Below are 23,830 nucleotides of genomic sequence, written 5' to 3'. Positions count from 1 at the left end.
GTAGCAGATGAAAACTTGGACGACTTCTCTAGGCGCCGCAGCCCTGTGGGGCGTGGGGTTCCTTGACAATGGACGAGAGGTGCCGGTGTCGTACCACGACATCGACAGTGATGCAGTCGCCGCTGGAGCCGCACTCAACGCGCTCGATGTGCCGGCCGACGCGAACATCCTGCTCATCTCGACGCTCCCTGGCATCGCGACGGTATGGCCATTCGCCGTTGCCAGCGCCCGGGGTTCGCGCGCCGTATATTTCGCCGACGCGACCGCCTTCGACGCGAACCGGACCGAGATGTTCACTCGCCGGATCGACATCGACACGATCGTCGGGGTCAACGCCGAAGTCATGAAGGGCCTCAGCGAGATGGGCGACGCGTACGGGGTGCTCAAACGCGCCCGGGTCGTGGCCGCCGAAGCTGATCTCGTGGACGATCTGCGCGAACACGGAGTCGCCGCGGTGCGCTGGCTGCCGCTTGGCCCGGCGATCGCTATCGACTGCAGCCAGGGAGCGTTGCACTACGACGACGCCCAGTGGTCGCTCGGCACAGATACACAGGGCCTCGTCGTCTTCGCCAGCCCGCAGCGTGCTGTTGCCGGAGCCGTATTCGAGACCGGCGTCGTCGGCGGGGTTAGTGACGCCGCGTGCGTTTGTGGGCGCCGTGCCCAGGTCGTGCTCGGCGGCGCGGGATGACGACATACGACCCGGCGATGCTCCCTGCGCCGACAGAACTCACGGCCCCATGGTGGTCTGCGTGTGACGGGCAGCGTCTCCTTGTCCAGGAGTGCGGTGCCTGCGGGCAGCGGTGGTTCACGCCTGAGGCGATCTGCATTCACTGCACCTCGCCGGTGTGGGCGTGGGTCGAGAGCCCGGGCGCCGGACACGTCTACAGCCTTACGGTCGTCCAGCGCGCACCGCGCCCGGAGTTCGAGGCGCCGTACGTCATTGCCGTGGTTGAACTCGATGACGGCTGGTCGATGCTCACCAACCTCGTCGGTAGGGACCCCGGGAAGTGGCAGAACGGAGATCGTGTGCAGGTCACGTTCCGACCGGTGGGCGCACGCCGCGTCCCGGCTTTTGAGTCGGCGGTGGCGGCATGAGCCTCAGGGACGTCGCCATCGTCGGCGTATACGCCACTAAGCAGGCAAAGCAGCTTCCCGATCGCACCTCGCTTGACCTCGCGCTCGAGGCGATCCACGGAGCCGTCGGCGACGCGGGGCTTGCCATCGACGACGTCGATGGCATCGCTGTCGAGTGGCCCGGCCCGGGCGGCCTCCAGCGTCACGACGGCGCTTCCTGGGCGCGCGTGCTCGGTCACCCGATGGCGTGGACCTCGGATGGACTTTTCGACAACAGTGGGCCGCGGGGCGTGCTGAAGGCGGCGGCAGCGATCTCCGCCGGGCTGTGCTCGGTCGCCGTAGTAGGTGGCGGACAGGTCGCCCGTCGAGTCGGGTCCGAACCCATCGGCTCCGGCGACGTGCTCGAGTTCACCGACTACGTCGGCGCCTACGTTATGACCCAGTTCGCTCTGGCCGCGCAGCGTCACATGCACGAGTTCGGGACCACCCCGGAACAGCTCGCGACGGTCTCGGCGACAATCCGGAACCACGGAAGCATTAATCCGGAGGCCGTGATGTACGGTCGCGGGCCATATACCGCGGACGATGTCCTCGCGTCCCGCGTGATCTCGACACCGCTCCACCTGCTCGACTGTTGTCTGGTGGCCGAAGGCGGCGCGGCCATCGTGCTCACCTCCGCCGAGCGTGCGACGGACCTGGACTGTAAGCCGGTCTACCTCCTCGGAGGCGGCATGGACGTCACCGACCCGCACTACACACAACCGCCGCGGCTCGACCGCACCGGGTGGCTAGGCCAGCCCGCGATCGATCGCGCCTTCAGGCTGGCCGGCTGCACAGCCGCCGAGATCGACGCCTTTATGCTCTACGACGCAACCTCGTTCGAGGTGATCCGCCAGGTCGAGATGCTCGGCCTGTGTGGCAAGGGTGAGGGCGGTGCATACTGCACGCCGGCGAACATCGGCCTCGGCGGCGCCACGCCGGTAAACCCCGACGGAGGCCTGCTCAGCTACACCTGGCTTGGTGCGCAGCAGATGACCCTCAAGGTCATCGAGGCAGTTCGACAACTCCGCGGCACGGCAGTTAACCAGATCCCGGACGTGAACCTGGCGTTGGCAACGTCGAGTGCGTCGGCAACCCATCACTATGAATGCGTGGTACTCGGCAATGACCGTTGATATCTCCCGTCTCCCCACACTCGCGGGTGTCCTTCATGGCATCGCGCAGAATCGCCCCGACGCACCGGCGCTCGTCTGCGCTGACGTCCGGCTGACATACGCCGAGCTCGCCGAGCGGACCGGCCAGCTCGCTGCCGTCTTCGAGAGCATGGGGGTGGGTCCGGGCGACCGCGTCGTCTGGCTGGGACAGAACTGCCACCTCCTCTTCGAAGCGCTGCTGGCGGCGTCGCAACTCGGTGCGCTGCTGGCCCCGCTCAACTGGCGCCAGTCGACGCAGGAGTTGGAATTCCTGCTCGCCGACCTCGCCCCGAAGGTCGTGCTCTGGCAGCCGCTCGACGGCGTTGATGTCGACTTCCTCATGGAGACCACGCCTGCGGACACTCACTGGGTGTTAGCGCACGACACCGAGCGCTACAAGGCGCAGCTGGAAATGCCGCTCGATCCTCCGAACGGGGTGGCGGAAGACGCGCACGCTCCAGCGCTCATCCTCTACACCGGCGCCTTCACCGGCCGTCCGAGTGGTGCCATGCTCACGAGTTCGAACCTGCTTACGCAGGGGATGCACCTTGGTCACCTGATGCAGATCGACCGCAGTTTCGTCTACCTGAACTCCGGGCCGCTCTGCCACATCGCCACGATGATGGTGGCCATCGCCACGTTGGAGTACGGCGGCCTCAACGTCGTGATCCCGCGGGCGGACCCCGACCTGATTTGCCGGGCCATCGAGACTGAGCACTGCACATCAGCCTTCCTGCTTCCCCAAGTCGCCGAGCAGGTGGCGGCCCGGGCGGGGGAGACCGGCGCGGACCTCTCGTCGTTCCGATCACCCCTGGACCTCCCGGGGTGGAGCGAACTGGTTCAGCGTGACGCGACGCCGTGGGGTCAGTCGCCGAACGGTTACGGCCAGACCGAGCTGTCCGGCAACGTAGCGCACGGTGCGCTGCTCGGCGAGGGCCCACTCCCGCTCGGCATGGGCCTGGCGGCTCCGCTGATGCAGCTCGCGATGCGGAGCGAAGACGGCATTAGTGGAGCTCCCGGTTCGGTCGGGGAGATACTCATCCGGGGCCCATTGGTCCACGCCGGATACTGGAATCGTGTTGAGGTAAACCGCGAGCGGTTCCGCGACGGCTGGTGGCACACCGGCGACCTCGGCCGAATCGGAGCCGACGGCCGGCTCATCTTTATCGGCCCGATGGCACGTCTCATCAAGTCCGGCCTCGAGAACATCTACCCGGTTGAGGTCGAGGCGGCGATTCGCGATCTTGACGCGGTCGCCGAGGTCGGCGTGATCGGTGTTCCCGACGAGAAATGGGGACAATCGGTGCGGGCGGTCGTCGTACGCACGCCAGGTTCCGCGGTGGCCGAGCACGACGTCATCGCGCACGTCGCCTCGAAGATCGCGTCGTATAAGAAGCCGCGCAGTGTCATCTTCGTGGATGGACCGCTGCCCCGGTCAGGCGGGTCGGTCGACTACGACCAGCTCGACCGCAATCATGGGGGCGGCGGCTACCCGGGCTCGATAGGAACAAGGAACTGACGAATGGAAGACTCAAGGATGGGTACGTCAACCGTTCCCTTGATCGACGGACTGCTTACGCCGTTCACGGTCGCAGGCATGACCCTGCGCAACCGCTTCGCGATGGCTCCGATGTCGCGGCGCAAGACGCCCGGTGGGGTGCCGACCCAGGAAAGCGCTGACTATTACTCTGCCCGGGCCCGGGGCGGTGCGGCGCTGATTATCACCGAAGGCACCTTCATCGACGACCCTGCGGCGGGATTTAGCGACCACATCCCTACGATCTACGGCGACGACGCTGAAGCGGGCTGGCGTCGCGTCGTCGACAGTGTTCACGCGGCCGGGAGCTCCATCATGGTGCAGCTTTGGCACGGCGGTGTCCTGCGCGGCACCGACCAGATCCCGAACCCGGGTGTCCCGGCGCGCAGCCCTTCGGGCATCGACCTCGATGGCAACCGGTTCGGTGAGGAGCTCACCACCAAGCAGATCGAGGCGATCATCGGGTCCTATGCCCGTGCAGCGGCGACCGCCCGGCGCATCGGATTCGATGGCGTCGAACTGCATGGCGCCCACGGCTATCTGCCAGACCAGTTTGTCTGGCGTCGCACCAACCACCGCACCGACAGGTACGGACTGAACGACGACCACGGCACAACATTCCCCGTCGAGGTGGTGCGTGCGGTGCGCGATGCCGTCGGCCCCGACATGGCGGTCGGCTACCGGTTCTCGCAGTGGAAGGTCAATCGCTATGACTCCCGCATCGCCGAGGACCCGAACGAACTCGAGGCGATCCTCCGCCCCATTACCGAGGCAGGCGTGGACATTGTGCATGCGTCCGGCCGGCGCCATTGGCGGCCGGAGTTCCCCGACCACGGTGAGTTGAGCCTCGCCGGATGGACGAAGAAGGTCACAGGCCTCCCCGTGATTACGGTCGGCTCGGTCGGCATTGACACACCGTTCGGCGCCGAGGCCCCTGCCGACGACTCGGACCAGGAACGACTGCGCATCCTGGTGCAGCAATTTGAGGACGGCGAATACGACGTGGTCGCGCTCGGCCGGGCACTGCTCGGGGATCCCGCCTGGGTCAACAAGAACGCCGGAATCGACCCCGATCCTGTCATCGCCTACGAGACGCCAGCCCGGCGCCCGAAGCCTGACGCACGCACATACTGAACTGGAGCACAAGAGATGACAGCCTACACAGACGAGCTCTCCACCGTTGCTGAGAGCGTCAGCCGGATCCTCACAGACGCGCCTAACGCGGACGTCGCTTGGGAAGCCCTCGCCGACAACGGATTCGCCTCCATCGGGACGGACGACTCCTTCGACATCCCCGCGGGACACCTCCTCACCGCGATCGCCCAAGAGACAGGTCGAGCACTGAGCCCGGCTCCCTACCTCTCGGGTGCCGTGGTGGGGGCGACCGTCATCTCGGGTCTCGACGACGAGGTTCGTTCCGAGCTCGGCGAACGCCTTGCTTCCGGCGAGGTCGGAGTGCTCGCCGTGCCCCTGAGCACGTCCGCGTGGGATCCGCTCGCTGGCTGCCCGGTGGCCACCCGGCGTGGAGAGCACTGGACGGTTTCGGGGTCGATCATCGGCGTCCTGAACGGCGCACAGGCGGCCTACTTCCTGGTGCCGGCAACAAATGGCCTGCTGCTCGTGGAAGCGAACGCCACGGGCGTCGCGGTGGCAGCAGTCGAGGGCGCCGACCCGTCACGGCCGATCGCGGACGTCGTTTTCGCCGACGCGGACGCACGCGTCCTGGCATCGGGCGAGATCGCGCTGTCTGCCGTTCGGCGGGGACTGACGGTCGGGCTGGTCAGTCTCTCGGCCGAACTGGTCGGCGCGGCTGACGAGTTTCTCGACCAGACCATCGCCTATCTCAAGCAGCGCTGGGCATTCGGCCGCCCGATCGGTCAGTTCCAAGCTGTTAAGCACACTGCCGCCGACCTTTACACCGAGATTGCGCATGCGAGGGCGCTGTTGCGGGATGCCGTCGAGGAGATCACCGCGAAGGACGCCGCATCGCCGGAGGTCCTGCTCAGTGCCTCGCTCGCCAAGATCCAGGCCAGCAAAGCGCTTGCGCTCGTCGCCATACGCGGCATCCAACTCCACGGTGCGATCGGCTTCACTTGGGAGCTCGGGGCTCACCGTTTCATGAGGCGCTCGATGACTGATCGGTTCCTCTTCGGCGATGACGATCTCCTCGTTCGTTCCGTGGCGAACGCGCTCTCGACCTCCGCGGCGGAAACAACGCAGCCCACGGCGCAGGACGCTGGCGCTGTGTGGCTCGCTGCCAACGCACCGGTGTTCGTCGGCCGTCGCGACCATGTCGGACACTTCGCTGTGCTCGCAGAGGATGAGGCTGCCGACCAACTGCGCCGGGCCCGCGAGTGGGAGCGATTGAAGTCAGAGTCCGGCTTTGCTGGCATCGCTGTGCCGAAGGAGCTTGGTGGACAGGGCAAGTTCCAGTTCGAGGCGCTCACCTTTCAAGCGCATGAGCACGTGTACGACTTGCCGCACTGGATCTTCGGAATCACATTCGGCATGATCATGCCGACGATCATCAGCTGGGGCACCGAGGAGCAGAAGAGCCGTTACGTCCCCCCGATGCTGAACGGCACCGGGTTGTGGTGCCAGCTCTTCTCCGAGCCCGGCGCCGGGTCCGACCTCGCGATGGCCTCGACGAAGGCCACCAAGGTCGATGGCGGCTGGCGCGTCCAGGGCCAGAAGGTATGGAACTCCGGTGCGGACAACGCTGACTTCGGCCTTTTGGTCGCCCGCACCGACCCGGACGCCCCGAAGCACAAGGGGCTGACGGTCTTTATCGTTCCGATGGACGCGCCGGGTGTGACCGTGCGCCCGATCGTGCAGGCCTCTGGCTCGACACTCTTCTCCGAGACCTTCTTGGACGACGTCTTCCTGCCCGACGAGGCGGTTGTCGGCGGGGTAGCAAACGGCTGGCGTGTCGCGATCACGACGCTGATGAACGAGCGGCTTGCCCTCACCGGTGACGGGGTTCCCTTCCAGCGCGCATTCCAGGCCGCCCGCCAGTACGACGGTCACCTGCCGGCCGACCTGGGCGTTCAGCTCGTCGATCTCTATTCGCTCTACCGAGCACTTCACTCGCTGTCCGAGCAGATCCTCGAAGGCGTCCGTGCGGGCGTGGAGCCCGGCCCCGAGGGCTCGATCAACAAGCTCCTCACGGGCCGCGCCGCCCTGGGAGTGGCAGACTTCGTGAGTCGATTGCTGGGTCCAGAGGTGCTCCGGGAGCCCGACTGGAACGAATACGTCATCGGCGCTGTCGGACTTCTCATCGGTGGTGGCACCGAAGAGATCCAGAAGAACGTGCTGTCCGAGCGGGTCTTGGGCCTCCCGCCGGAGCCACGCGGCAGATCCGGGCTGTCATGGGCCGAGGAAAAGGCCGCTTACGGTAGCGAGGCCACCGATGCGCGCTGACAGCCGCACCACCCCTGACATCGAGTTCCAGGCCGCGCTCACCGCCGGCCTGGTCGACGACGCCGCAGTGTTTCCGCCCGGTTCGGCGACGCTGCCCGATGCTGTCATGTGGCACGGCGAATATCGGAGCTCCTGGTATGCCGACATGGTCGGCCCGCTGGTGCTGCCCGGAACGGCAGCGGAGTCACTCAGGGCGCTGGTCAGTCCGGCCGGGAGGCCGCTCCCGGTCTGCTTCACGTTTCCGGCAGGGCCCGGCACGATCGCCGAGACTCTGGCGGTGACCCCTGCCCTCGTTGAAGTCGGCGCGGTCGAAGTGGCTGTGCCGCCAGGTGAGACCGTAGAGGGTCTTGTCTCGCGCATCACCTCGGCGCTCGGCGGGCGTGCGATCGAGACCGCGGTCGAGATCCCCCGCGACGAGCGTCGGGACGCAGTGCTCGCCGAGGTCGCTGCGGCGGGCGCACGCGCCAAGCTCCGCACCGGCGGTGATCGCCGGGAGCTCTATCCGACGGAGGTTGAGCTCGCTACCACCCTGCGCGCTGTTCTCGCCGCGGGCGTCAGTTTCAAGGCCACCGCCGGCCTGCATCGGGCCCTGCGCAACACCGACCCCGAGACCGGTTTCGAGCAGCACGGCTTTCTCAACCTTCTGCTCGCCGCCGAGGCAGGCGCCGGTGGGGCGAGCCGCGACGACCTTGTATCGCTCCTGGCCGAACGAAGCGCCGAGCGAATTGCTGCCCTCGTCCAGCAACTCGGCACCGCCGGTGTGGAACGCGCCAGACGACACTTCACGTCCTTCGGCAGCTGCAGCGTCATCGACCCGCTGAGCGACCTGATGGGGTTGGGCTTACTCGTGCCGATCGAAAGTGAGGACTCATGACACCCACAACAAGTGCCGGCCACCTATTCGGTCCGGACAACCTCCCGTACGGTGTCTTCTCGCCTCCGGGTGGATCGCCCCGGATCGGCGTACGGCTGGGCGATGATGTGCTTGATGTGGCCGCCCTACTTGGCGACGCGTCGCTCGCGACCAGCACCCTCAACCCCTTCATGGCCCAGGGGCCAGAGCGGTGGGCCGAGGTTCGTGCGGGTGTGATGGAGGCGGTCCGGGACGAGATCGATCCGGCTGTTTCCCATTCCCTCGCGGACGTGCGGCTCCACCTGCCATTCGATGTCGCCGACTACGTCGTCTTCTATGCCTCCGAGCATCACGCAACAAACCTCGGCCGACTTTTCCGACCAGACTCGGCGCCATTGCTGCCGAACTGGAAGCACCTCCCGGTGGGGTACCACGGGCGCGCCGGCACGGTCGTCGTCTCGGGCACCGACATCGCGCGCCCCAGCGGACAGCGCAAGCCTCCGGCCGACGCGACGCCGACCTTCGGTCCGTCCCGCCGACTGGACATCGAGGTCGAGCTCGGATTCGTCGTCGGCGTCGGAACACCCGCAGATGACCCCATTGCCCCCGACGAGTTCGACAAGCACGTCTTCGGCGTCGTCGTCGTCAACGACTGGTCGGCACGCGACATCCAGGCCTGGGAGTACGTGCCGCTGGGCCCCAACCTCGGCAAGAGCTTCGCTACGTCGATCAGTGCGTGGGTTGTGCCGTTCGCGGCGCTCCAGGCCGCCCGGATCCCCACAACGCTCCAGCAACCCCAGGTGCTGCCGCACCTCCGGGCGTCGCAGGACTGGGGCCTCGACATCGGCTTCACCGTCGAGTGGAACGGCGTCGCTGTCAGCTCGCCGAACTACCGGGACATGTACTGGTCGCCGGCCCAGATGCTCGCTCACATGACCAGCAACGGCGCCAGTGCCCGAACCGGCGACCTGTTCGCATCCGGCACCATCTCCGGGCCCGAACCCGACCAGCGTGGCTCCTTCATCGAGCTGTCGTGGAACGGTGCCCAGCCCGTGACGTTGAACGGTGAGAACAGGACGTTCCTTGAGGACGGCGACAACGTCACCATTACCGCTACGGCCCTCGGTGCTTCAGGTCGCCGGATTGGCCTCGGCGACGTCACAGGAACCGTGCGCCCCGCAAGGAGGCCCACCCATGAGTAGTCCACTGCAGAAAAGGAACATCATCGTGCCCACAACTTCCCGACTCGCTGGCCGAGTCGTCATCGTCACTGGTGCCGGATCAGGCCTCGGCCGGGAGTACGCGCTGCTCGCGGCGGCCCACGGTGCCCAGGTCGTCGTGAACGACCTCGGCACGGCCCTGGACGGCGAGGGCCGCAACGCAGGCGCCGCCCAACTGGTCGTCAATGAGATCGAGGAGGCTGGCGGCACGGCCGTCGCCAACACCGACGACATCTCCACGACCGACGGCGGGAAAGGCGTGGTCAGGAGCGCTGTCGATGCGTTCGGCGACGTGCACGTGCTCATCAACAATGCCGGTATCCTGCGCGACAAGATGCTCGTCACGATGGAGCCGGAACAATGGGACGCCGTCATCAACGTCCACCTGCGCGGCCACTTCTCGACGACACGCGCCGTGGCCGGTTTCTGGCGGGAGCGATCCAAGGCGGGCGACCTCCAAGACCGGGTTCTCATCTCCACGACCAGCATGTCGGGGATGCTGGGCATCCCGGGCCAGGCGAATTACGGCGCGGCAAAGGGCGGCCTCGCGACTTTCGCGCTGGTCGCGCACCGCGAACTCAATGAGCGCCTCAAGGTGCGCAGCTACGCGATCGCGCCGAGTGCGCGAACGCGTCTCACGATGGGCACGCCGGATGCCGCCGAAAACGTAGGCAAGCCGGTGGCAGAGGGCACCTTCGACTACTGGGATGCCGGTAACGTGGCGCCGTTCGTAACGTGGCTCGGCATCGAGAATTGCCCGGCCCCGTCCGGTTCGGTGTACGGCGTCGAGGGCGATCGAATCCAGTTCTTCGAGGTCTGGCCCCAAGTGGCCGAGCTCCGCGCCGGTCACCGGTGGAGCTTTGAGGAGCTCGATGACGCCGCGGAAAAGATCGTGGAACTGACCCCAGCACTGCGCGAGTTCGCCCCTTCGGAGCAGGCATGAGTGCGACGCAGACCGAACGACCCACGTTCGGCGGCCCGATCACTATTGAGCGCCTGGTCCGCTACGCCGGCTCGAGCGGCGATTTCAACCCACTGCACTACGAGCAGCAGGCCGCCCGGGCCGCCGGCTTCGACCGACCCGTCGTGGTGGGGTCAATGATGACGGCCTTGCTCCTGACGGAGCTGCACAGCGCCCATGACCTCACAGACCTGCGCCGCGTCGCGGTCCGGTTCAAGGCACCGGCCTTGGCTGGTGCGCAGCTCGCCGTCAGCTTCGACGATCCGATCGCCGACGCCGACGGCACCTCAACGATCGGGACCCGAGTGACCGAGGGGGATTCCGTGGTCATGGACGGTGCGGTGGTCCTCGGCGGACCTTTCCTGGAACTGGCGACCCTGCCGCCGGACTTCACCGCTCTGGGGAACCCGTTCCGCTGGCCGGTCGAAGAAGGAGCGGCCCGCCTGTTCGCCGTCGCGGTCGGGGACACCCGACGCGTCGCGGATGAAACGGAAATCCACCCGGCATTCCTGCCAACGGCGATGCGCTGGACGCCTTCGTCGCGTGACTTCGTGCAGCGGCTCGACTTCGATTTCACCAGGGTCGTCCATGGCAGCACCGAGCTCGAGTTCGGTGACCAGCCGATCCGGGTCGGGGAACGGCTCTGGGTGACCGAGGGCCACTCGGGACGTCGTGCCGTCGAGGGCCGGCAAGGATTGATGAACTTAGCGGATGCTCACCTGATCATCCGTGACGACGCCGGAGCCGTGCGGGCCCGGTTGACGTATCGAATCATAGAACGGCCAAAGCCATGACAGACGCGAGCACGTTCGCATTGACCGGGTCCAGGGACAAGCTCACGGGGGAAGTGTTCTTTCCGCCCCGGGCGTTCAGCGTCGACGGCGCCTTGCGCGCCCTGGAAGAAGTGCAGCTATCGACGACCGGCGTCCTCTACTCCTTCGCCGTGGTCGGCGACACCACATACGGGCTGATTGACCTGCCCGACGGCGTTCGCCTGCAGGCTGAGCTGGCGCCGGGTGATCCGGTGATCGGAAACGCCTACCGGCTCATTGGTGACGAGAATGGATGGAGCTTTCAAGGTGCGTGATGTCTTTGTGTCAGGAACGGGCCTGACTCCGTTCAAAAAATATGAGGCAGGCAGCGGTCGTATGCTCGGCCGGCACGCCGGCCGGGCGGCCCTCCTCGACGCGGGCATCGATTTCGCCGCCGTTGAGGCGGTATATGGCGGCTCGGCACTCCCCAACAGCCCGCGTGCGATCTACCTCGCCCGTGAGTTGGGCATGACCGGGGTGCCGGTGCACCATGTCACGAACGCCTCGGCCAGTGGCCTGGCCGCCATGCACGATGCCTGGTTGGCAATCGCATCGGGGCTCCACGAGGTCGTGTTGGTGATTGGCTACGACGCGCCGGAAGCGACCGGATCAGCAGAAATGGCCATTGCCGCCCAGGGCTTCGCACCGCCGGTGAGCCTGTTCTCCATGTGGGCGAACCGCCGCGCGCAGGAGGTCGGCACGACCGAGCGCCACCTGGCCCTCGTGGCTGCCAAGAACTGGAACTACGCGGCTGGCAATCCGAACGCGCTGCGGCAGCCGACCGAAACGGTAACGGTCGAGAAGGTGCTCGGCTCGCGCCTGATCGCCGCACCCATCACATCGATGATGTGCACCCCATGGGGCGATGGTGCCGGCGCTGCGGTGCTGATGTCGGCCGAGATGCTGGCACGTACCCGGGGCGCGAGCCCGTACGTCGCGAAGATCTCCGCGTCGGTTTCGAACACGGAGGTCTACGAAGATGGCCTCATCCTCGAAGGTGCGATCATCGGTTCGGCGACGATCACGGGCGCCGGTGCCCAGGCGGCCCTCACGATCGCCGGCGTCGGCCCGAAGGACCTTGACGTGGTGCAGGTCCACGACGCGTTCGCCGTCGAGGAAATCGTCTACTGCGAGCAGATTGGCCTGAGTGTTCCCGGCGAGACCGAGGAACTCCTCGAGCGGGGAGCATTCGGGCCCGGATCCCGTGAGAAGTTCGGCCTCGCCGAAGTTTCCACGGACGGCGGCTTGATTGCCCGCGGGCACGCGAGCGGCGGCACCGGGCTGGCCCAGGTCCACGAGACCCTGCGACGCTTCCGCAACCACGGAGACCAGGTCGGCCTGGTGCAGCTCGTGGGCGTCGGCGGAGTGTGCTACACGCAAATATTCACCAGAGGCAAGAGGAAGTAACGTGGTCCATTACCGCAGCATCGGCGAAGTGCCCCGCACACGCCATACCCAACACCGTGATTCTGATGGCAACCTCTACCGCGAGGAGCTGGTGGGTGAGGAAGGGTTCTCATCGAACTCCTCGTTGCTCTACCACCGGGGTATCCCGTCCGCGATCGTAGCAAGCGACGTGTGGGAGCTGCCGGATCAGACGCTCACACCAAACCACCCGCTCCGACCGTTGCACTTTCCGTTGCATACGCTCTTCGAGGGTGAGACCGCGGACGCCGTGACCGGCCGACGGTTGGTCCTCGGCAACAACGACGTGCGCATGGCCTATGTCGTCACGGGCACCGAGCCTTCGTCGATCTACCGCAACGCGATCGGCGACGAGTGTGTGTATGTGGAGTCGGGGGAGGGGATCGTGCGTACGGTGTTCGGGGTTGTGCCCTACCGCGCCGGCGATTACGTGATGATCCCTCGGGGCACCGATCACCAGTGGGTACCCAGCGTCAGTTCTCGACTCTTTCCGGTCGAAGCCAATTCCCACATTCATCCGCCGAAGAACTACCTGTCGAGGTTCGGGCAGCTCCTGGAGCACGCACCCTACTGCGAGCGGGATCTGCACGGACCCGTGGCACCCTTGCTGGTGGAGGGTGAGAACGTCGAAGTCCTCGTCAAACACCGGACCAGCGCTGGAGTCGTGGGGACGAGGCTGGTATACGCGACCCACGCCTTCGACGTCGTCGGATGGGACGGGTGCATCTACCCCTACACCTTTAACATCGAGGACTACATGCCGATCACGGGCAAAGTTCATCAGCCGCCGCCCGTGCATCAGGTCTTCGAGGGACACAACTTTGTGATCTGCAACTTCCTGCCCCGCAAGGTCGACTACCACCCGCTGGCGATCCCGGTTCCCTACTATCACTCCAACGTTGACTCGGACGAGGTGATGTTCTACGTCGCGGGCGACTACGAAGCCCGGAAGGGCTCCGGCATCAGTGCCGGTTCCATCAGCCTCCACCCGGGCGGGCACTCGCACGGGCCGCAGCCGGGCGCGGCCGAGGGGTCACTGGGCGCAGAGTTCTTCGACGAGACGGCGGTGATGGTTGACACGTTCGCCCCTCTCGAACTCGGTGAGGCCGGCCGGGCCAGCGATGATGGCGCCTATGCCTGGAGTTGGGCGAAGGCAGCGCAGGGCGGCCGCGCTCTCTGAGATTGTTGACGGCGGCGTAAAGCAGGTTCACGGCGAAGGCCCCACCCCAATGCGGGGTGGGGCCTTCTGGCGGTTCTGCCGGGTCAGTCGGGTCAGCCGGCGCGAATTGTCAGAGTCGTTCGAGGATCGTCACATTGGCGATGCCGCCGCCCTCGCACATCGTCTGCAATCCGTAGCGGGCACCTGTCCGCTCCATCTCGTTGAGCAGGGTGGTCATGATCCTTCCGCCCGAGGCGCCGGTGGGATGGCCCAGCGCGATCGCGCCACCGTTGACGTTGACCTTTTCGTGACTGACACCCAGCTCCTTCATCCAGGCGAGCACGACGGGGGCGAACGCCTCATTGCACTCGAAGAGATCGATGTCGTCCGCGGTCAACCCGGTGCGTTCGAAAGCCCGACGGGTGGCCGGAATTGGTGCGGTGAGGAGCATCAGTGCATCGGCGCCGAGCACCGTCATATGGTGGACCCGCGCACGTGGCTTGAGGTTGTGCGTCTTGAGAGCATCCCCGGAGGCGATGAGCAGCGCTGAGGCCGCATCCGAGATCTGGCTGGACGCGCCGGCGGTCGTAAGGCCACCTTCGAGGATCGGGTTGAGCCCGGCCAGCAGCTCCAGCGAGGTGTTGCGGCGAATTCCCTCGTCGTCCCTCATGTCACCGAAGGGCAGGATCTCGTTCGCGAAACGGTGTTCATCCGCCGCGACAGCGGCCCGGCGGTGACTCTCGAGCGCGAAGGTATCCAGCTCCTCCCGGGTCAGTCCCCACTGCGCGGCGACGCGATCGGCGGCGAGGAACTGTGAGACTTCGGCGTCACCAAAGCGGTTTGCCCAGCCCAGCGACCCGGTGAACGGATCGGAGGGGCCATAAGCGGCGCCAGCGGGGTAACTGCTCAAGATCGGGTACTGCGTCATCTTCTGCACTCCGCCGGCAATGACGAGATCCTGGCTGCCGCTCATGACGGCCTGCGCCGCGAAATGCACGGCCTGCTGGCTGGACCCGCACTGCCGATCGATCGTGACGCCCGGGACACTCTCGGGGAACCCCGCAGCCAGCGAGGCCGTGCGCGCAATGTTGCCAGCCTGGGAGCCAATCTGATCGAGGCAACCGAGGATGACGTCATCGATGGCCGCAGGATCGATGCCGGTGCGTCCGACCAGGCCCGACAGGACGTGGGCGGCTATGTCGGCGGGATGTGCGCCGGACAACCCGCCCTTGCGCTTGCCGACGGGGGTGCGCACCGCGTCAACGATGTAGGCGTCTGCCATGGGAACTTCCTTCCGATTGATGTCGCTGCCCCAATGCCAATGACGAGGCAGCGTGTGGCGGGGCGCGGAACTGTTTGACCCACCCCATCAGTTTAATCTAATCTAAATTAAATCACTAAAGAAGGGTTTTCCATGGTTCAGGACGAACGCGCAGAGCTGCGCACGGTGGTACGTGATTTCTTCGAGTCGGCATGGTCGAGGGACCAGTTGCGCGAGAGCCTCGACGGCAAAAGCCTGGATACCGGCGTCCTGTGGGACCGCTTCGCCGGGGAGCTGGGCCTCGCCGGATTGCTGATTCCGGAAGAGTTCGGCGGGGCGGGGGGATCGGTTGCCGACGCCGCCGTCGTTCTCGAGGAGCTGGGCCGCTCGCTTGCCCCGGTGCCGTTCCTCTCGAGCTCGGTCGTCGCCGCAGGCGCCCTCATCGCCGCGGGCGCGGAGGGGAGCCTGCTGGCCGGGATCGCGGACGGTACGAAAATTGCCGTCATGGCCGGTGTCTGGGCTGGCCCTGAGGCTCTGCTCTCTGCGACTGTCACCGGTGACGGCGTGCGCTTGTCGGGAGAGCTGCCGGTGGTGCCCGACGCTGAGGGGGCAGATCTCATTCTTGTCCCCGCAACGGTCAACGGTGCCATGGCGCTCATCAGCGTGGACGCCCACGGGGCCGGTGTCTCCGTCGAGTCGGTGAACAGCCTCGACGCGTCCGTTCCCCTCGGCACGGTTCGCTTCGACAACGCCGCCGGCACCGTGGTTGGCGGCGAGGCAGAAAACGTCGTGCGCCGTGGCCTCGCGCTCGCCCGGCTGGGCGTCGCGGCGACCCTGCTGGGTGTCGCACGCTTCTCGCTGGAGCAGACGGTGCAACACGCCAAGGAGCGTACCCAGTTCGGACGCACCATCGGCAGCTACCAGGCGATCAAGCACCGCCTCGCGGACATGATGGTCGATGTCGAGACCTTGGCCTCGGCCGTCTCGAGCGCGGTCGTTGCGGATGACGGCGACGACTTCGACACCGCCGCCGACCTTGCCTTGGCGTGGGCGGCCGATAAGGCCCGCAACCTTGTCGACGAGATGATCCAGCTGCACGGCGGCATGGGATACACCTGGGAGCACGACGCCCACCTCTACTACCGCCGTGTCTTTGCGGTCTCTGGCCTTCTCGACGCCGGGAACGCTGCGCTGGACCGGGCCTGGGGGACCATCGAGTCCGGCGGCGGGCTCGCCACGTCCGTCGACAAGGACTCGGCCGACGAGACCTCGGACGACGTCGTCCGGATCGTCAAGGAGTTCGTCTCGGAGCAGTGGCAGCCGGACCTTACCGTGCGCGAGTGGTGGCGGCGTATGTCGGCGGCCCGGCTCAACCTTCCCTCGCTTCCGGCGGAGCTGGGCGGCCGCGGGTGGACCTCAGCGGACGAGGGCGTTATTACCGACACCATGAACGCCGCCGGGGTAACGCTGGGAGCAGGCGGAATAGGTCGCGCCCTCGCTGCGCCAACCATCGCGGCCGCCGGCACGGACGCACAGAAGGCGCGCTTCCTGCCGGGTATCCTCGAGGGCACAGAAGCCTGGTGCCAGCTCTTCTCGGAGCCCGACGCAGGCTCCGACCTCGCCGGCTTGCGCACCCGCGCCGAGCGTGATGGCGACGGCTGGCGCATCACTGGCCAGAAGACCTGGACCTCCAACGCCCACGTCGCGGACTACGCAATCCTCCTGGCCCGCACCGACCCGGGTGTGCCCAAGCACCAAGGCATCACCTATTTCCTCTTCCCCATGCGCCAGGAAGGCGTTGATGTGCGCCCCATCAGGGAGATGAACGGCCACATGATGTTCAATGACGTCTTCCTGGATGGCGCCTACGTCTCTGACGACTGCCGGCTCGGCGAGCTTGGTCAGGGCTGGGCACTTGCCAATGTCACCTTGTCGGTGGAGCGCTCCAGCATCGCGGCCTCACCGACGATGACCCCGGCCATGCCAGGCATCCTCGCCGGCCACCTCGACCGTCCTGCCACAGAGTTCGTCGAGGCCTTCGACCCGCACTCGCTCGGCGTCGTGACCGACGAGACGGTGGCCCGCCTGGTGCGCCTCGTCACCGACCGCGGTGTGAGCGACGTGGCGATCCGGCGTGACCTCGTCCGGCTCGCCCACATGTCGAGTCTGCGCGTCGAGGGTATGCGGCGGCTCAAGAGCGGCCTGGACGTCACAGGCGCCGAGCCAAACATCGGCAAGATCCACTCCAACACCGCGCTTCGTCTGGCCCGGGATCTGATCGCACGGATCCTGGGCGTCGCGACGGGTACGACGCCGGTGACGGCCGACGAAGCGTGGGCCCGCGAGATTCTCCTGTACGAGCCGGCACCCTTCATCTACGGCGGCACCGACGAGATCCAGCGCAACATCATTGCGGAGCGTGCGCTCGGCCTGCCCCGCGAGCTCGACCCGTCGCGCTCCGTGGCTTTCCGTGACATCGCGTCGGCCGTTCGACCATGACCCCAATAACGAAGGAGAATCAATCATGTCTGAGGTAGGACTGAAGGGCCGCGTCGCCCTCGTCACCGGAGCTGGTGGCGGTCTGGGCGCTTCGCACGCCAAGCTGCTGGCCAGCTATGGAGTCAAAGTGGTCGTCAACGACCTGCGCAGCGCACAGGAAGTTGTCGACGCCATCACGGCGGCCGGCGGTGAGGCTGTTGCTGACGAGAACAGTGTCACCACGGCCGAGGGCGGCCTGGCGATGGTCGAGCGGGCCGTGGCCGAATTCGGTTCGATCGACATCGTGGTCAACAACGCCGGCGTTATCCGCGACAAATCTTTCGCGGGCATGACCGAGGAGATGATCGATCTGGTCCTGGCCGTGCACCTTAAGGGGGCCTTCAACGTCACGCAGCCGGCTTACCTGCGCATGAGGGAGCAGGGCTACGGACGCATCATCAACACCAGCTCGGGCGCCGGACTCTTCGGCAACTTCGGGCAAGCGAACTACGCCGCTGCCAAGGCCGGCCTCCTGGGGTTCACCCGCACGCTCGCCGTCGAGGGTGCGGGCAAGGGCATCAAGGCCAACGCGATCGCACCCATGGCCTACACTCCCATGACCGACGGCCTGCTGGACGAATCTGCCGCGACGTCCTCACGCCCTGAGCTGGTATCTCCCCTCGTGGCACTCCTGGCCAGCGAATCCTGCCCTGTCACGGGAGAAATCATCACCGCTGGAGCGGGTCGGGTGATGCGCACCTTCATCGCCACCACGCGTGGCTATACCAACCCCGAGCTCACTCTTGAGGACTTACGGGCACACTGGGACGAAGTCATGGCCTCCGACGAGTATGTGGTGCCCGCAAGTGCGCTTGAGGAGCAGCAGCTCCTGTACGCAACTAAGCTCACAGCACGCTGAGCCTCATCTGGCGGCGATGGCCGAACGCACCATTTCCTGGGTCATCGCCACCAGTTCGCTCACGGTCCCGTGGCGGGGGGTCCACCATTCCGAGGTGATATTAAGCGAACTGACGACACTCAGACGCATCATCGTCAGGTCGAGATCCTTGCGGATATAGCCACCAGCGGCCGCGGCCTGGAAGAGCTCGCGCCACAGCACGGCGAGCTTTGTCGCCTCCTGGGCCTGGCGTTCGCGGATGTCGGGTGGGAGTTGGGCATGATTGCGAAGGTAGGCCACTGCGTAGTCGCTGGTGGAGAACATGTAGGTCAAGTGAATTTCCACCGCCGACAGGAGCCGCTGAAACGGATCTGCATCCTCGGGCAGGGCGGCGAGTCTCTCCCGCATGACGACGTTCATCTGGGCGAGACCTGTCCACATGGTCTCCTCGATGAGCACTTCGCGCGAAGCAAAGTAGTGATAGATCGCGGGTGCCTGGAGCTGCGCGTGCTCCGCAATCGCCGAAAGCTTGGTGCCGGCGTACCCGTTCTCACTGAGCACCCGCGCCGTAGCGTCCAGGATGCGTTGCCGCGTATCGGGACCGGTTCGCCCCGTCTGCTTCGTTTTTTTGGCGACGCTTGTTGGCATGAAACGTATCTTACGGTACGTCAACACCTGGGAGTGGGACATAGCCATGAAGCCTGACACACCTTGACCGACAATTTATTTTAATTTAGATTAGATTTATCAAAAGGACTGCGAAAGGGAGTGTTACGGGTGGTAGACCAACAGCTGGTCGAGCAACGTTGGGGCGCGGCGCGGCGCTTCTTGGCCAAGGATCCGGCTTCATGTTCCCGCGGTGTCGAGATCGCCGCCGTAACCGAGGACGCCGTCGAGGTTGTCTTCGTGATCGGCGAGGACGACGCCAACGGTGTCGGGATCGCTCATGGTGGCCTTAGCTATTTCCTCGCCGACACTGCGGTCGGCATTGCCGCGAACCTTGGGAACGTTACCAACGTGACATCGTCGGCGACCATTACCTATCTCGCGGCCGGTCCGTTGGGTGATAAGTTGCGCGCCGTCTGCACGGGACCGATTGCCTCCGCCGGTCGTACCAGCGTCTACAGCACAACGGTGTCGCGCTCCGACGGTCAGCTGATCGTCGTCGTGCAGTCGACGATGATGGCACTGGGACGTCCCAGGCATGAAAGTGAGAGCTGATGCTAAACCTGTCGATGCTGCTCGAGGACAGTGCGCGCAGTTTCCCGGATCGCGATGCCGTCGCCTTCGGGGACCAGCGGCTGACGTACGCCGAGCTTGAGTCGCTCGCCAACCAGGTTGCGCACCTCCTTCTCGCGCGCGGGATCCAGCCGGGGGACAGGGTTGCTCTCACATGTCCGAACGTGCCGTGGTTCCCAGTGATATACAACGGAATCCTCAAGGCCGGGGGTGTGGTCGTGCCGCTCAACGTCTTGTTGCGCACACGCGAGGTGCGCTACCACTTGGAGGACAGTGGTGCCCGCGTGTACTTCTGCTTCGACGGTTCCGACCAACTGCCGACCGGGGAAACGGGGCGGGAGGCGTTTGGGGCCACCAGTACGTGCGAGAGCTTCTTTGCGATTCCGTCCGGGCCGGAGGGGGCAACATCGCTCGGCGGCGTGGAGACCGTGGCGCAGGCCATTGCCGGCCGGTCGAACACCTTTGAACCGGTAGCCACCAAGCCGGACGACACCGCGGTCATCCTCTACTCCTCGGGCACCACGGGGCAACCGAAGGGCGCTGAGGTCACCCACAGCAACATGGTCCTCAACGCGCTGGCAGCCAACCGGCTTTGCGGCTCCTCGCCGGATCGCCCCGACCGCTTTCTGGTCACGCTGCCGCTCTTCCACTCGTTCGGGCAGACGATGACGCAGAATGCCGGGTTCGCCACCGGCTCCACCCTCGTTATGCTCCCCAGGTTCGAGCCCAAGCGGGTGCTCGCCCTGATGGAGCGCGAGGAGATCACTTTCTTCTCCGGCGTCCCGACCATGTACTGGAGCCTGCTCAATTCCGTCACCGACGACGTCGACGTCGAGCGGATCGCAAAGAACCTCCGCCTGGCGCTGTCCGGAGGTTCGCCCCTGCCGGTCGACGTCCTGCACCGGTTCGAGAAGCGCTTCGGAATTCACGTGCTCGAGGGATACGGGCTTTCAGAAACTTCGCCGTCGGTGCTCTCCGAGCCGCCGGGCTCCGAGCCCAGGCCCGGCTCGGTGGGTCTCCCGATCTGGGGCATCGAGGTCCGGCTTATCGACTATGACTGGAACACCCTTGATGGTGCGGACGTCGTCGGCGAGATCGCGGTGCGCGGGCACAACGTCATGAAAGGCTACTTCGGCCGCCCCGAGGCGACGGCCGAGGTCATGAAGGATGGCTGGCTGCGAACCGGGGACCTGGCCAAACGCGACCAGGACGGCTGGTACTACATCGTCGACCGCGCCAAGGACATGGTCATCCGAGGCGGCTACAACGTCTATCCGCGTGAGATCGAAGAAGTACTCCTCACCAACCCCGAGGTATCCCTGGCTGCCGTTATCGGCGTGCCCCACGAGGTGCACGGCGAGGAGGTCAAGGCGTTTGTGATCCTCAAGGAGGGCTCGACTCTCACGGCCGAAGAGTTGCGCTCATGGAGCGAGATCCAGATGGCGGCGTACAAGTATCCACGCGTCATCGAGATCGTGACCTCGCTGCCCATGACAGCAACCGGCAAGATCCTCAAGCGACAGCTGACGGCTGAATCCGGCGCTTCAGATCGCCCGGTATTCGAGGAAAGGACGAATCAATGAAGACAGGCAAATCAATGAAGATTATCGTACTCGTCAAGCAGGTCCCCGATACGTGGGGCGAGCGTAAGCTCACCAAAGCAACGGGTCAGCTGGACCGCTCGGCGAGCGACGCCGTGATCGATGAGATCGACGAACGGGCTCTCGAAGTCGCCCTCCAATACAAGGATGCGCAGGACGCCGAGGTGATCGCTCTGTCGATGGGCCCATCGTCCGTGACCGAGATGCTGCGCAAGTCGCTCGCCATGGGCGCCGACTCCGCCCTGCACGTGCAGGATGATGCGCTTTCCGGCTCGGATCTCTCACGCACGGCCGCCGTGCTCGCCGCCGCGATCGCCAAGAGCGGCTTCGACATTGTGATAGCCGGGAACGAAGCGACGGACGGTCGCGGTGGCGTCATCCCGGCGATGATCGCCGAGCACCTCGGAACGCCGAGCATGACCTACCTCGACTCGGTGGCGATCACCAGCGACGGAGTCAGCGGCGTTCGGGCCGACGAGCACGGCACTGTTGCAGTGCACGCCGCCCTTCCCGCTGTCATCTCAATCACCGAAGCGTCCGCCGAACCACGTTTCCCCAATTTCCGGGGAATCATGAAGGCGAAGAAGAAGCCGCTGGATGTATGGTCCCTGGCTGATCTCGGGCTCGACGATTCCGGATTCGCCCCAAGCACAGTGGTCGTCAACACGACCGAGCGGCCGGCCCGCACCGCCGGCACAAAGAACATCGATGAGGGGAACGCGGGCAATGAGATCGCGGAGTTCCTGGCCGCCGGCCGCCTAATCTGAGCAGAGGAATCACCATGTCACTTGCACTAGCCTTTATCGAAACCTCCGCGAACGGCGAGGTCCGAAACACCGCGGCGATGCTCATCGCCGCCGCCGCGCAACTCGGCACTCCCGTCGCCGTCGTGGTTGCGGCCCCCGGCGCGGGCGATACGTTGTCTGCGCAACTCGGCGCGCTCGGAGCCGCCCAGGTCTTCGTGGCCGAGAGCGATCAGGTCGGGACACTTCTCGTCGCTCCCCAGCTCGAGGCGCTCGTGGCGGCTTCCGCGGCACTGCAGCCTTCCGCCATCGTGGTCGCCCATTCGATTGACGGACGGGAGATCGCGGGCCGGCTCGCGGTCCGGCTGAAGACCGGCTTGCTCGTGGATGTCGTCGACGTGCGGGCGGACGGCGATGCCGTCACGGGCATCCACTCCGTCTTCGGGGGCGCGTACACCGTCGAGGCGACAGTTCCCGGCGGCGGTCCCGCGATCGTGACGGTGCGACAGGGCGCGATCGACGCCAGGGCTGATGCCGCGTCGCCGACCCTCACGACCCAGCCGATCACGGTCGGCGCCGCCCCGGCTGCGGTCATCGACGCGGTTCATGAGGCCGCCGTTGCGTCCGACCGGCCCGAACTGCGGGGAGCCGCCCGCGTCGTCTCCGGAGGACGGGGACTCGGCTCACAAGAAAACTTCGCGCTTGTCGAAAAACTCGCAGACGCCCTGGGCGCCGCCGTCGGTGCCTCGCGCGCTGCCGTCGATGCGGGATACGTGCCCCAGACCAGCCAGGTCGGTCAGACCGGCATCACGGTCTCCCCGCAGCTCTACATCGCGCTCGGAATCTCCGGCGCGATCCAGCATCGAGCGGGCATGCAGACTGCCAAGACCATCGTCGCGATCAACAAGGACCCCGATGCGCCGATCTTCGGCATCGCAGACTTCGGGGTCGTCGGGGACGTCTTCACCGTGGTTCCTCAGCTCATCGACGCCCTCGGCAAACGAGCACAATGATGGCGTTCTCGGACACGATGACAGGCCTGCGCACGAGCCGGTGGTTCAAGCTGGTCTGGACCGCGCCCGCTGTGCTCGTGGTGCTCTTGCTTCTGGTTCTCGCCGCGAAGGGAATCCGTGCCAGTGACGGGGGCCAGTCCTTCCTGGAAACGTACCCGGGAGCCTCGGAACTGCCGTCGTTCACGCCGGTCGGATTTCCGGCCTGGCTCGCGTGGCAGCACGGCCTCAACGCATTCTTCCTGCTGTTCATCATCCGCAGTGGTTGGCTCGTTCGCACGATCCAACGCCCTGACGCCTTCTGGACACGCAACAACTCGGGCCCAATCAGGACAGCCGGTAAACCTGTGCGGATCAGCCTGAATCTGTGGATGCACATCTGCCTTGACACCCTATGGGTGGTCAACGGGGTGCTGTTCTATGTGCTCCTCTTTTCGACGGGGCAGTGGGCGCGCATCATCCCTACCCGTTGGGACATCTTCCCCAACGCCTTGTCCGCGGGGCTCCAGTACGCCTCGCTCAACTGGCCGGTCGAGAACGGCTGGGTCAACTACAACGCGCTGCAGGTGCTGAGCTATTTCCTCGTTGTGTTCGTCGCTGCCCCGCTCGCGCTTGTCACCGGAATCCGGATGTCGCCGGGGCTCGCCGTGCGCTTTACCCCGCTGGACAGAGTTTTTCCCCTCCCGGTGGCCCGCAAGGTCCACTTCCCGGTGATGGTGTTCTTCGTCGCCTTCATCGTCGTGCACGTAACCCTCGTGCTGGCGACCGGGGCGCTCAACAACCTCAACCACATGTATGCGGCGCGCAACGACAACGGCTGGGTCGGATTCTGGATCTTCGCCGCATCTGTCGTCGTTATGGTCGCCGCCTGGATCGCAGCCAAGCCCATCGTGCTGCGCTCGATCGCCGGCACGTTCGGACGTGTGGGGCGCTGAGATACCCCCTT

22 protein-coding genes are annotated in these 23,830 nt (G+C 65.8%); 20 read left to right on the top strand and 2 right to left on the bottom strand.

The annotated features are described in order from the left end of the window. Nucleotides 1-7 precede the first annotated feature (7 nt). From E5206_RS14485 to E5206_RS14425, 13 genes are read left to right on the top strand one after another with little or no spacing between them, the layout of a single operon-like run. Nucleotides 8-688, top strand: coding sequence for a hypothetical protein (locus tag E5206_RS14485; protein ID WP_136323093.1), 681 nt, complete (start codon nucleotides 8-10; stop codon nucleotides 686-688). Next, entirely contained in the window at nucleotides 685-1,095 is a 411-nt protein-coding gene (locus E5206_RS14480; protein ID WP_136323092.1) for an OB-fold domain-containing protein, read from the top strand. Before E5206_RS14485 ends, E5206_RS14480 begins: the two co-directional genes overlap by 4 nt. Beyond that, nucleotides 1,092-2,249: a thiolase family protein gene (locus E5206_RS14475; RefSeq protein ID WP_136323091.1), complete on the top strand. Its 1,158-nt coding sequence runs from the start codon at nucleotides 1,092-1,094 to the stop codon at nucleotides 2,247-2,249. The genes E5206_RS14480 and E5206_RS14475 overlap by 4 nt, the downstream gene beginning before the upstream one ends. After that, nucleotides 2,239-3,786, top strand: a complete 1,548-nt coding sequence (locus E5206_RS14470) for an AMP-binding protein (RefSeq protein WP_168709358.1) — start codon at nucleotides 2,239-2,241, stop codon at nucleotides 3,784-3,786. The genes E5206_RS14475 and E5206_RS14470 overlap by 11 nt, the downstream gene beginning before the upstream one ends. Before the next feature lie 3 nt (nucleotides 3,787-3,789). Beyond that, nucleotides 3,790-4,938: a 12-oxophytodienoate reductase gene (locus tag E5206_RS14465; RefSeq protein WP_205759941.1), complete on the top strand. Its 1,149-nt coding sequence runs from the start codon at nucleotides 3,790-3,792 to the stop codon at nucleotides 4,936-4,938. A gap of 15 nt (nucleotides 4,939-4,953) precedes the next feature. After that, the gene (locus E5206_RS14460; RefSeq protein ID WP_136323089.1) at nucleotides 4,954-7,224 is read left to right on the top strand and encodes an acyl-CoA dehydrogenase family protein; all 2,271 of its coding nucleotides are present in this window, start codon (nucleotides 4,954-4,956) and stop codon (nucleotides 7,222-7,224) included. After that, nucleotides 7,214-8,098, top strand: a complete 885-nt coding sequence (locus tag E5206_RS14455) for a hypothetical protein (RefSeq protein ID WP_136323088.1) — start codon at nucleotides 7,214-7,216, stop codon at nucleotides 8,096-8,098. Before E5206_RS14460 ends, E5206_RS14455 begins: the two co-directional genes overlap by 11 nt. Further along, nucleotides 8,095-9,279 (top strand): fumarylacetoacetase, encoded by a 1,185-nt coding sequence (gene fahA, locus E5206_RS14450; protein ID WP_136323087.1) that lies wholly within the window; start codon nucleotides 8,095-8,097, stop codon nucleotides 9,277-9,279. The genes E5206_RS14455 and fahA overlap by 4 nt, the downstream gene beginning before the upstream one ends. Then, on the top strand, nucleotides 9,272-10,240 hold the full coding sequence (locus E5206_RS14445; RefSeq protein ID WP_136323086.1) for an SDR family NAD(P)-dependent oxidoreductase: 969 nt from the start codon (nucleotides 9,272-9,274) through the stop codon (nucleotides 10,238-10,240). The genes fahA and E5206_RS14445 overlap by 8 nt, the downstream gene beginning before the upstream one ends. Next, nucleotides 10,237-11,052: a MaoC family dehydratase N-terminal domain-containing protein gene (locus E5206_RS14440; RefSeq protein WP_136323085.1), complete on the top strand. Its 816-nt coding sequence runs from the start codon at nucleotides 10,237-10,239 to the stop codon at nucleotides 11,050-11,052. The genes E5206_RS14445 and E5206_RS14440 overlap by 4 nt, the downstream gene beginning before the upstream one ends. After that, nucleotides 11,049-11,345: a hypothetical protein gene (locus tag E5206_RS14435; protein ID WP_136323084.1), complete on the top strand. Its 297-nt coding sequence runs from the start codon at nucleotides 11,049-11,051 to the stop codon at nucleotides 11,343-11,345. The genes E5206_RS14440 and E5206_RS14435 overlap by 4 nt, the downstream gene beginning before the upstream one ends. Beyond that, the gene (locus E5206_RS14430; RefSeq protein ID WP_168709357.1) at nucleotides 11,338-12,477 is read left to right on the top strand and encodes a thiolase family protein; all 1,140 of its coding nucleotides are present in this window, start codon (nucleotides 11,338-11,340) and stop codon (nucleotides 12,475-12,477) included. Before E5206_RS14435 ends, E5206_RS14430 begins: the two co-directional genes overlap by 8 nt. A 1-nt stretch (nucleotide 12,478) precedes the next feature. After that, complete coding sequence (locus E5206_RS14425; RefSeq protein ID WP_136323082.1) at nucleotides 12,479-13,675, top strand: homogentisate 1,2-dioxygenase domain-containing protein; 1,197 nt, start codon at nucleotides 12,479-12,481, stop codon at nucleotides 13,673-13,675. A gap of 109 nt (nucleotides 13,676-13,784) precedes the next feature. Here the strand turns inward: E5206_RS14425 and E5206_RS14420 are convergent, their stop codons facing one another. After that, nucleotides 13,785-14,936 (bottom strand): acetyl-CoA C-acetyltransferase, encoded by a 1,152-nt coding sequence (locus tag E5206_RS14420; protein ID WP_136323081.1) that lies wholly within the window; start codon nucleotides 14,934-14,936, stop codon nucleotides 13,785-13,787. 132 nt (nucleotides 14,937-15,068) lie between these two features. Here E5206_RS14420 and E5206_RS14415 point away from each other — a divergent pair, with 132 nt between their 5' ends. Next, nucleotides 15,069-17,414 (top strand): acyl-CoA dehydrogenase, encoded by a 2,346-nt coding sequence (locus tag E5206_RS14415; protein WP_136323080.1) that lies wholly within the window; start codon nucleotides 15,069-15,071, stop codon nucleotides 17,412-17,414. Nucleotides 17,415-17,439: 25 nt separating this feature from the next. Then, entirely contained in the window at nucleotides 17,440-18,312 is an 873-nt protein-coding gene (locus E5206_RS14410; RefSeq protein WP_136323079.1) for an SDR family NAD(P)-dependent oxidoreductase, read from the top strand. A gap of 3 nt (nucleotides 18,313-18,315) precedes the next feature. Here E5206_RS14410 and E5206_RS14405 read toward each other — a convergent pair whose 3' ends face one another. Further along, entirely contained in the window at nucleotides 18,316-18,939 is a 624-nt protein-coding gene (locus E5206_RS14405; protein ID WP_168709356.1) for a TetR/AcrR family transcriptional regulator, read from the bottom strand. Nucleotides 18,940-19,068: 129 nt separating this feature from the next. Between E5206_RS14405 and E5206_RS14400 the strand changes: the two genes are divergently transcribed. From E5206_RS14400 to E5206_RS14380, 5 genes are read left to right on the top strand one after another with little or no spacing between them, the layout of a single operon-like run. Then, nucleotides 19,069-19,512, top strand: a complete 444-nt coding sequence (locus E5206_RS14400) for a PaaI family thioesterase (RefSeq protein WP_168709355.1) — start codon at nucleotides 19,069-19,071, stop codon at nucleotides 19,510-19,512. After that, the gene (locus E5206_RS14395; RefSeq protein ID WP_136323076.1) at nucleotides 19,512-21,113 is read left to right on the top strand and encodes a long-chain fatty acid--CoA ligase; all 1,602 of its coding nucleotides are present in this window, start codon (nucleotides 19,512-19,514) and stop codon (nucleotides 21,111-21,113) included. Before E5206_RS14400 ends, E5206_RS14395 begins: the two co-directional genes overlap by 1 nt. A 14-nt stretch (nucleotides 21,114-21,127) precedes the next feature. After that, nucleotides 21,128-21,898, top strand: coding sequence for an electron transfer flavoprotein subunit beta/FixA family protein (locus E5206_RS14390; RefSeq protein WP_136323075.1), 771 nt, complete (start codon nucleotides 21,128-21,130; stop codon nucleotides 21,896-21,898). A 14-nt stretch (nucleotides 21,899-21,912) separates the two neighbouring features. Further along, complete coding sequence (locus E5206_RS14385; protein WP_136323074.1) at nucleotides 21,913-22,887, top strand: electron transfer flavoprotein subunit alpha/FixB family protein; 975 nt, start codon at nucleotides 21,913-21,915, stop codon at nucleotides 22,885-22,887. After that, nucleotides 22,887-23,819: a cytochrome b/b6 domain-containing protein gene (locus E5206_RS14380; protein ID WP_136324155.1), complete on the top strand. Its 933-nt coding sequence runs from the start codon at nucleotides 22,887-22,889 to the stop codon at nucleotides 23,817-23,819. Before E5206_RS14385 ends, E5206_RS14380 begins: the two co-directional genes overlap by 1 nt. Nucleotides 23,820-23,830 lie beyond the last annotated feature (11 nt).

The organism is Arthrobacter sp. PAMC25564 (genome assembly GCF_004798705.1).
GTDB lineage: Bacteria > Actinomycetota > Actinomycetes > Actinomycetales > Micrococcaceae > Arthrobacter.
The sequence above is the reverse complement of the archived record's forward strand: the minus strand, read 5'-3'. Positions and strand labels throughout refer to the sequence as shown.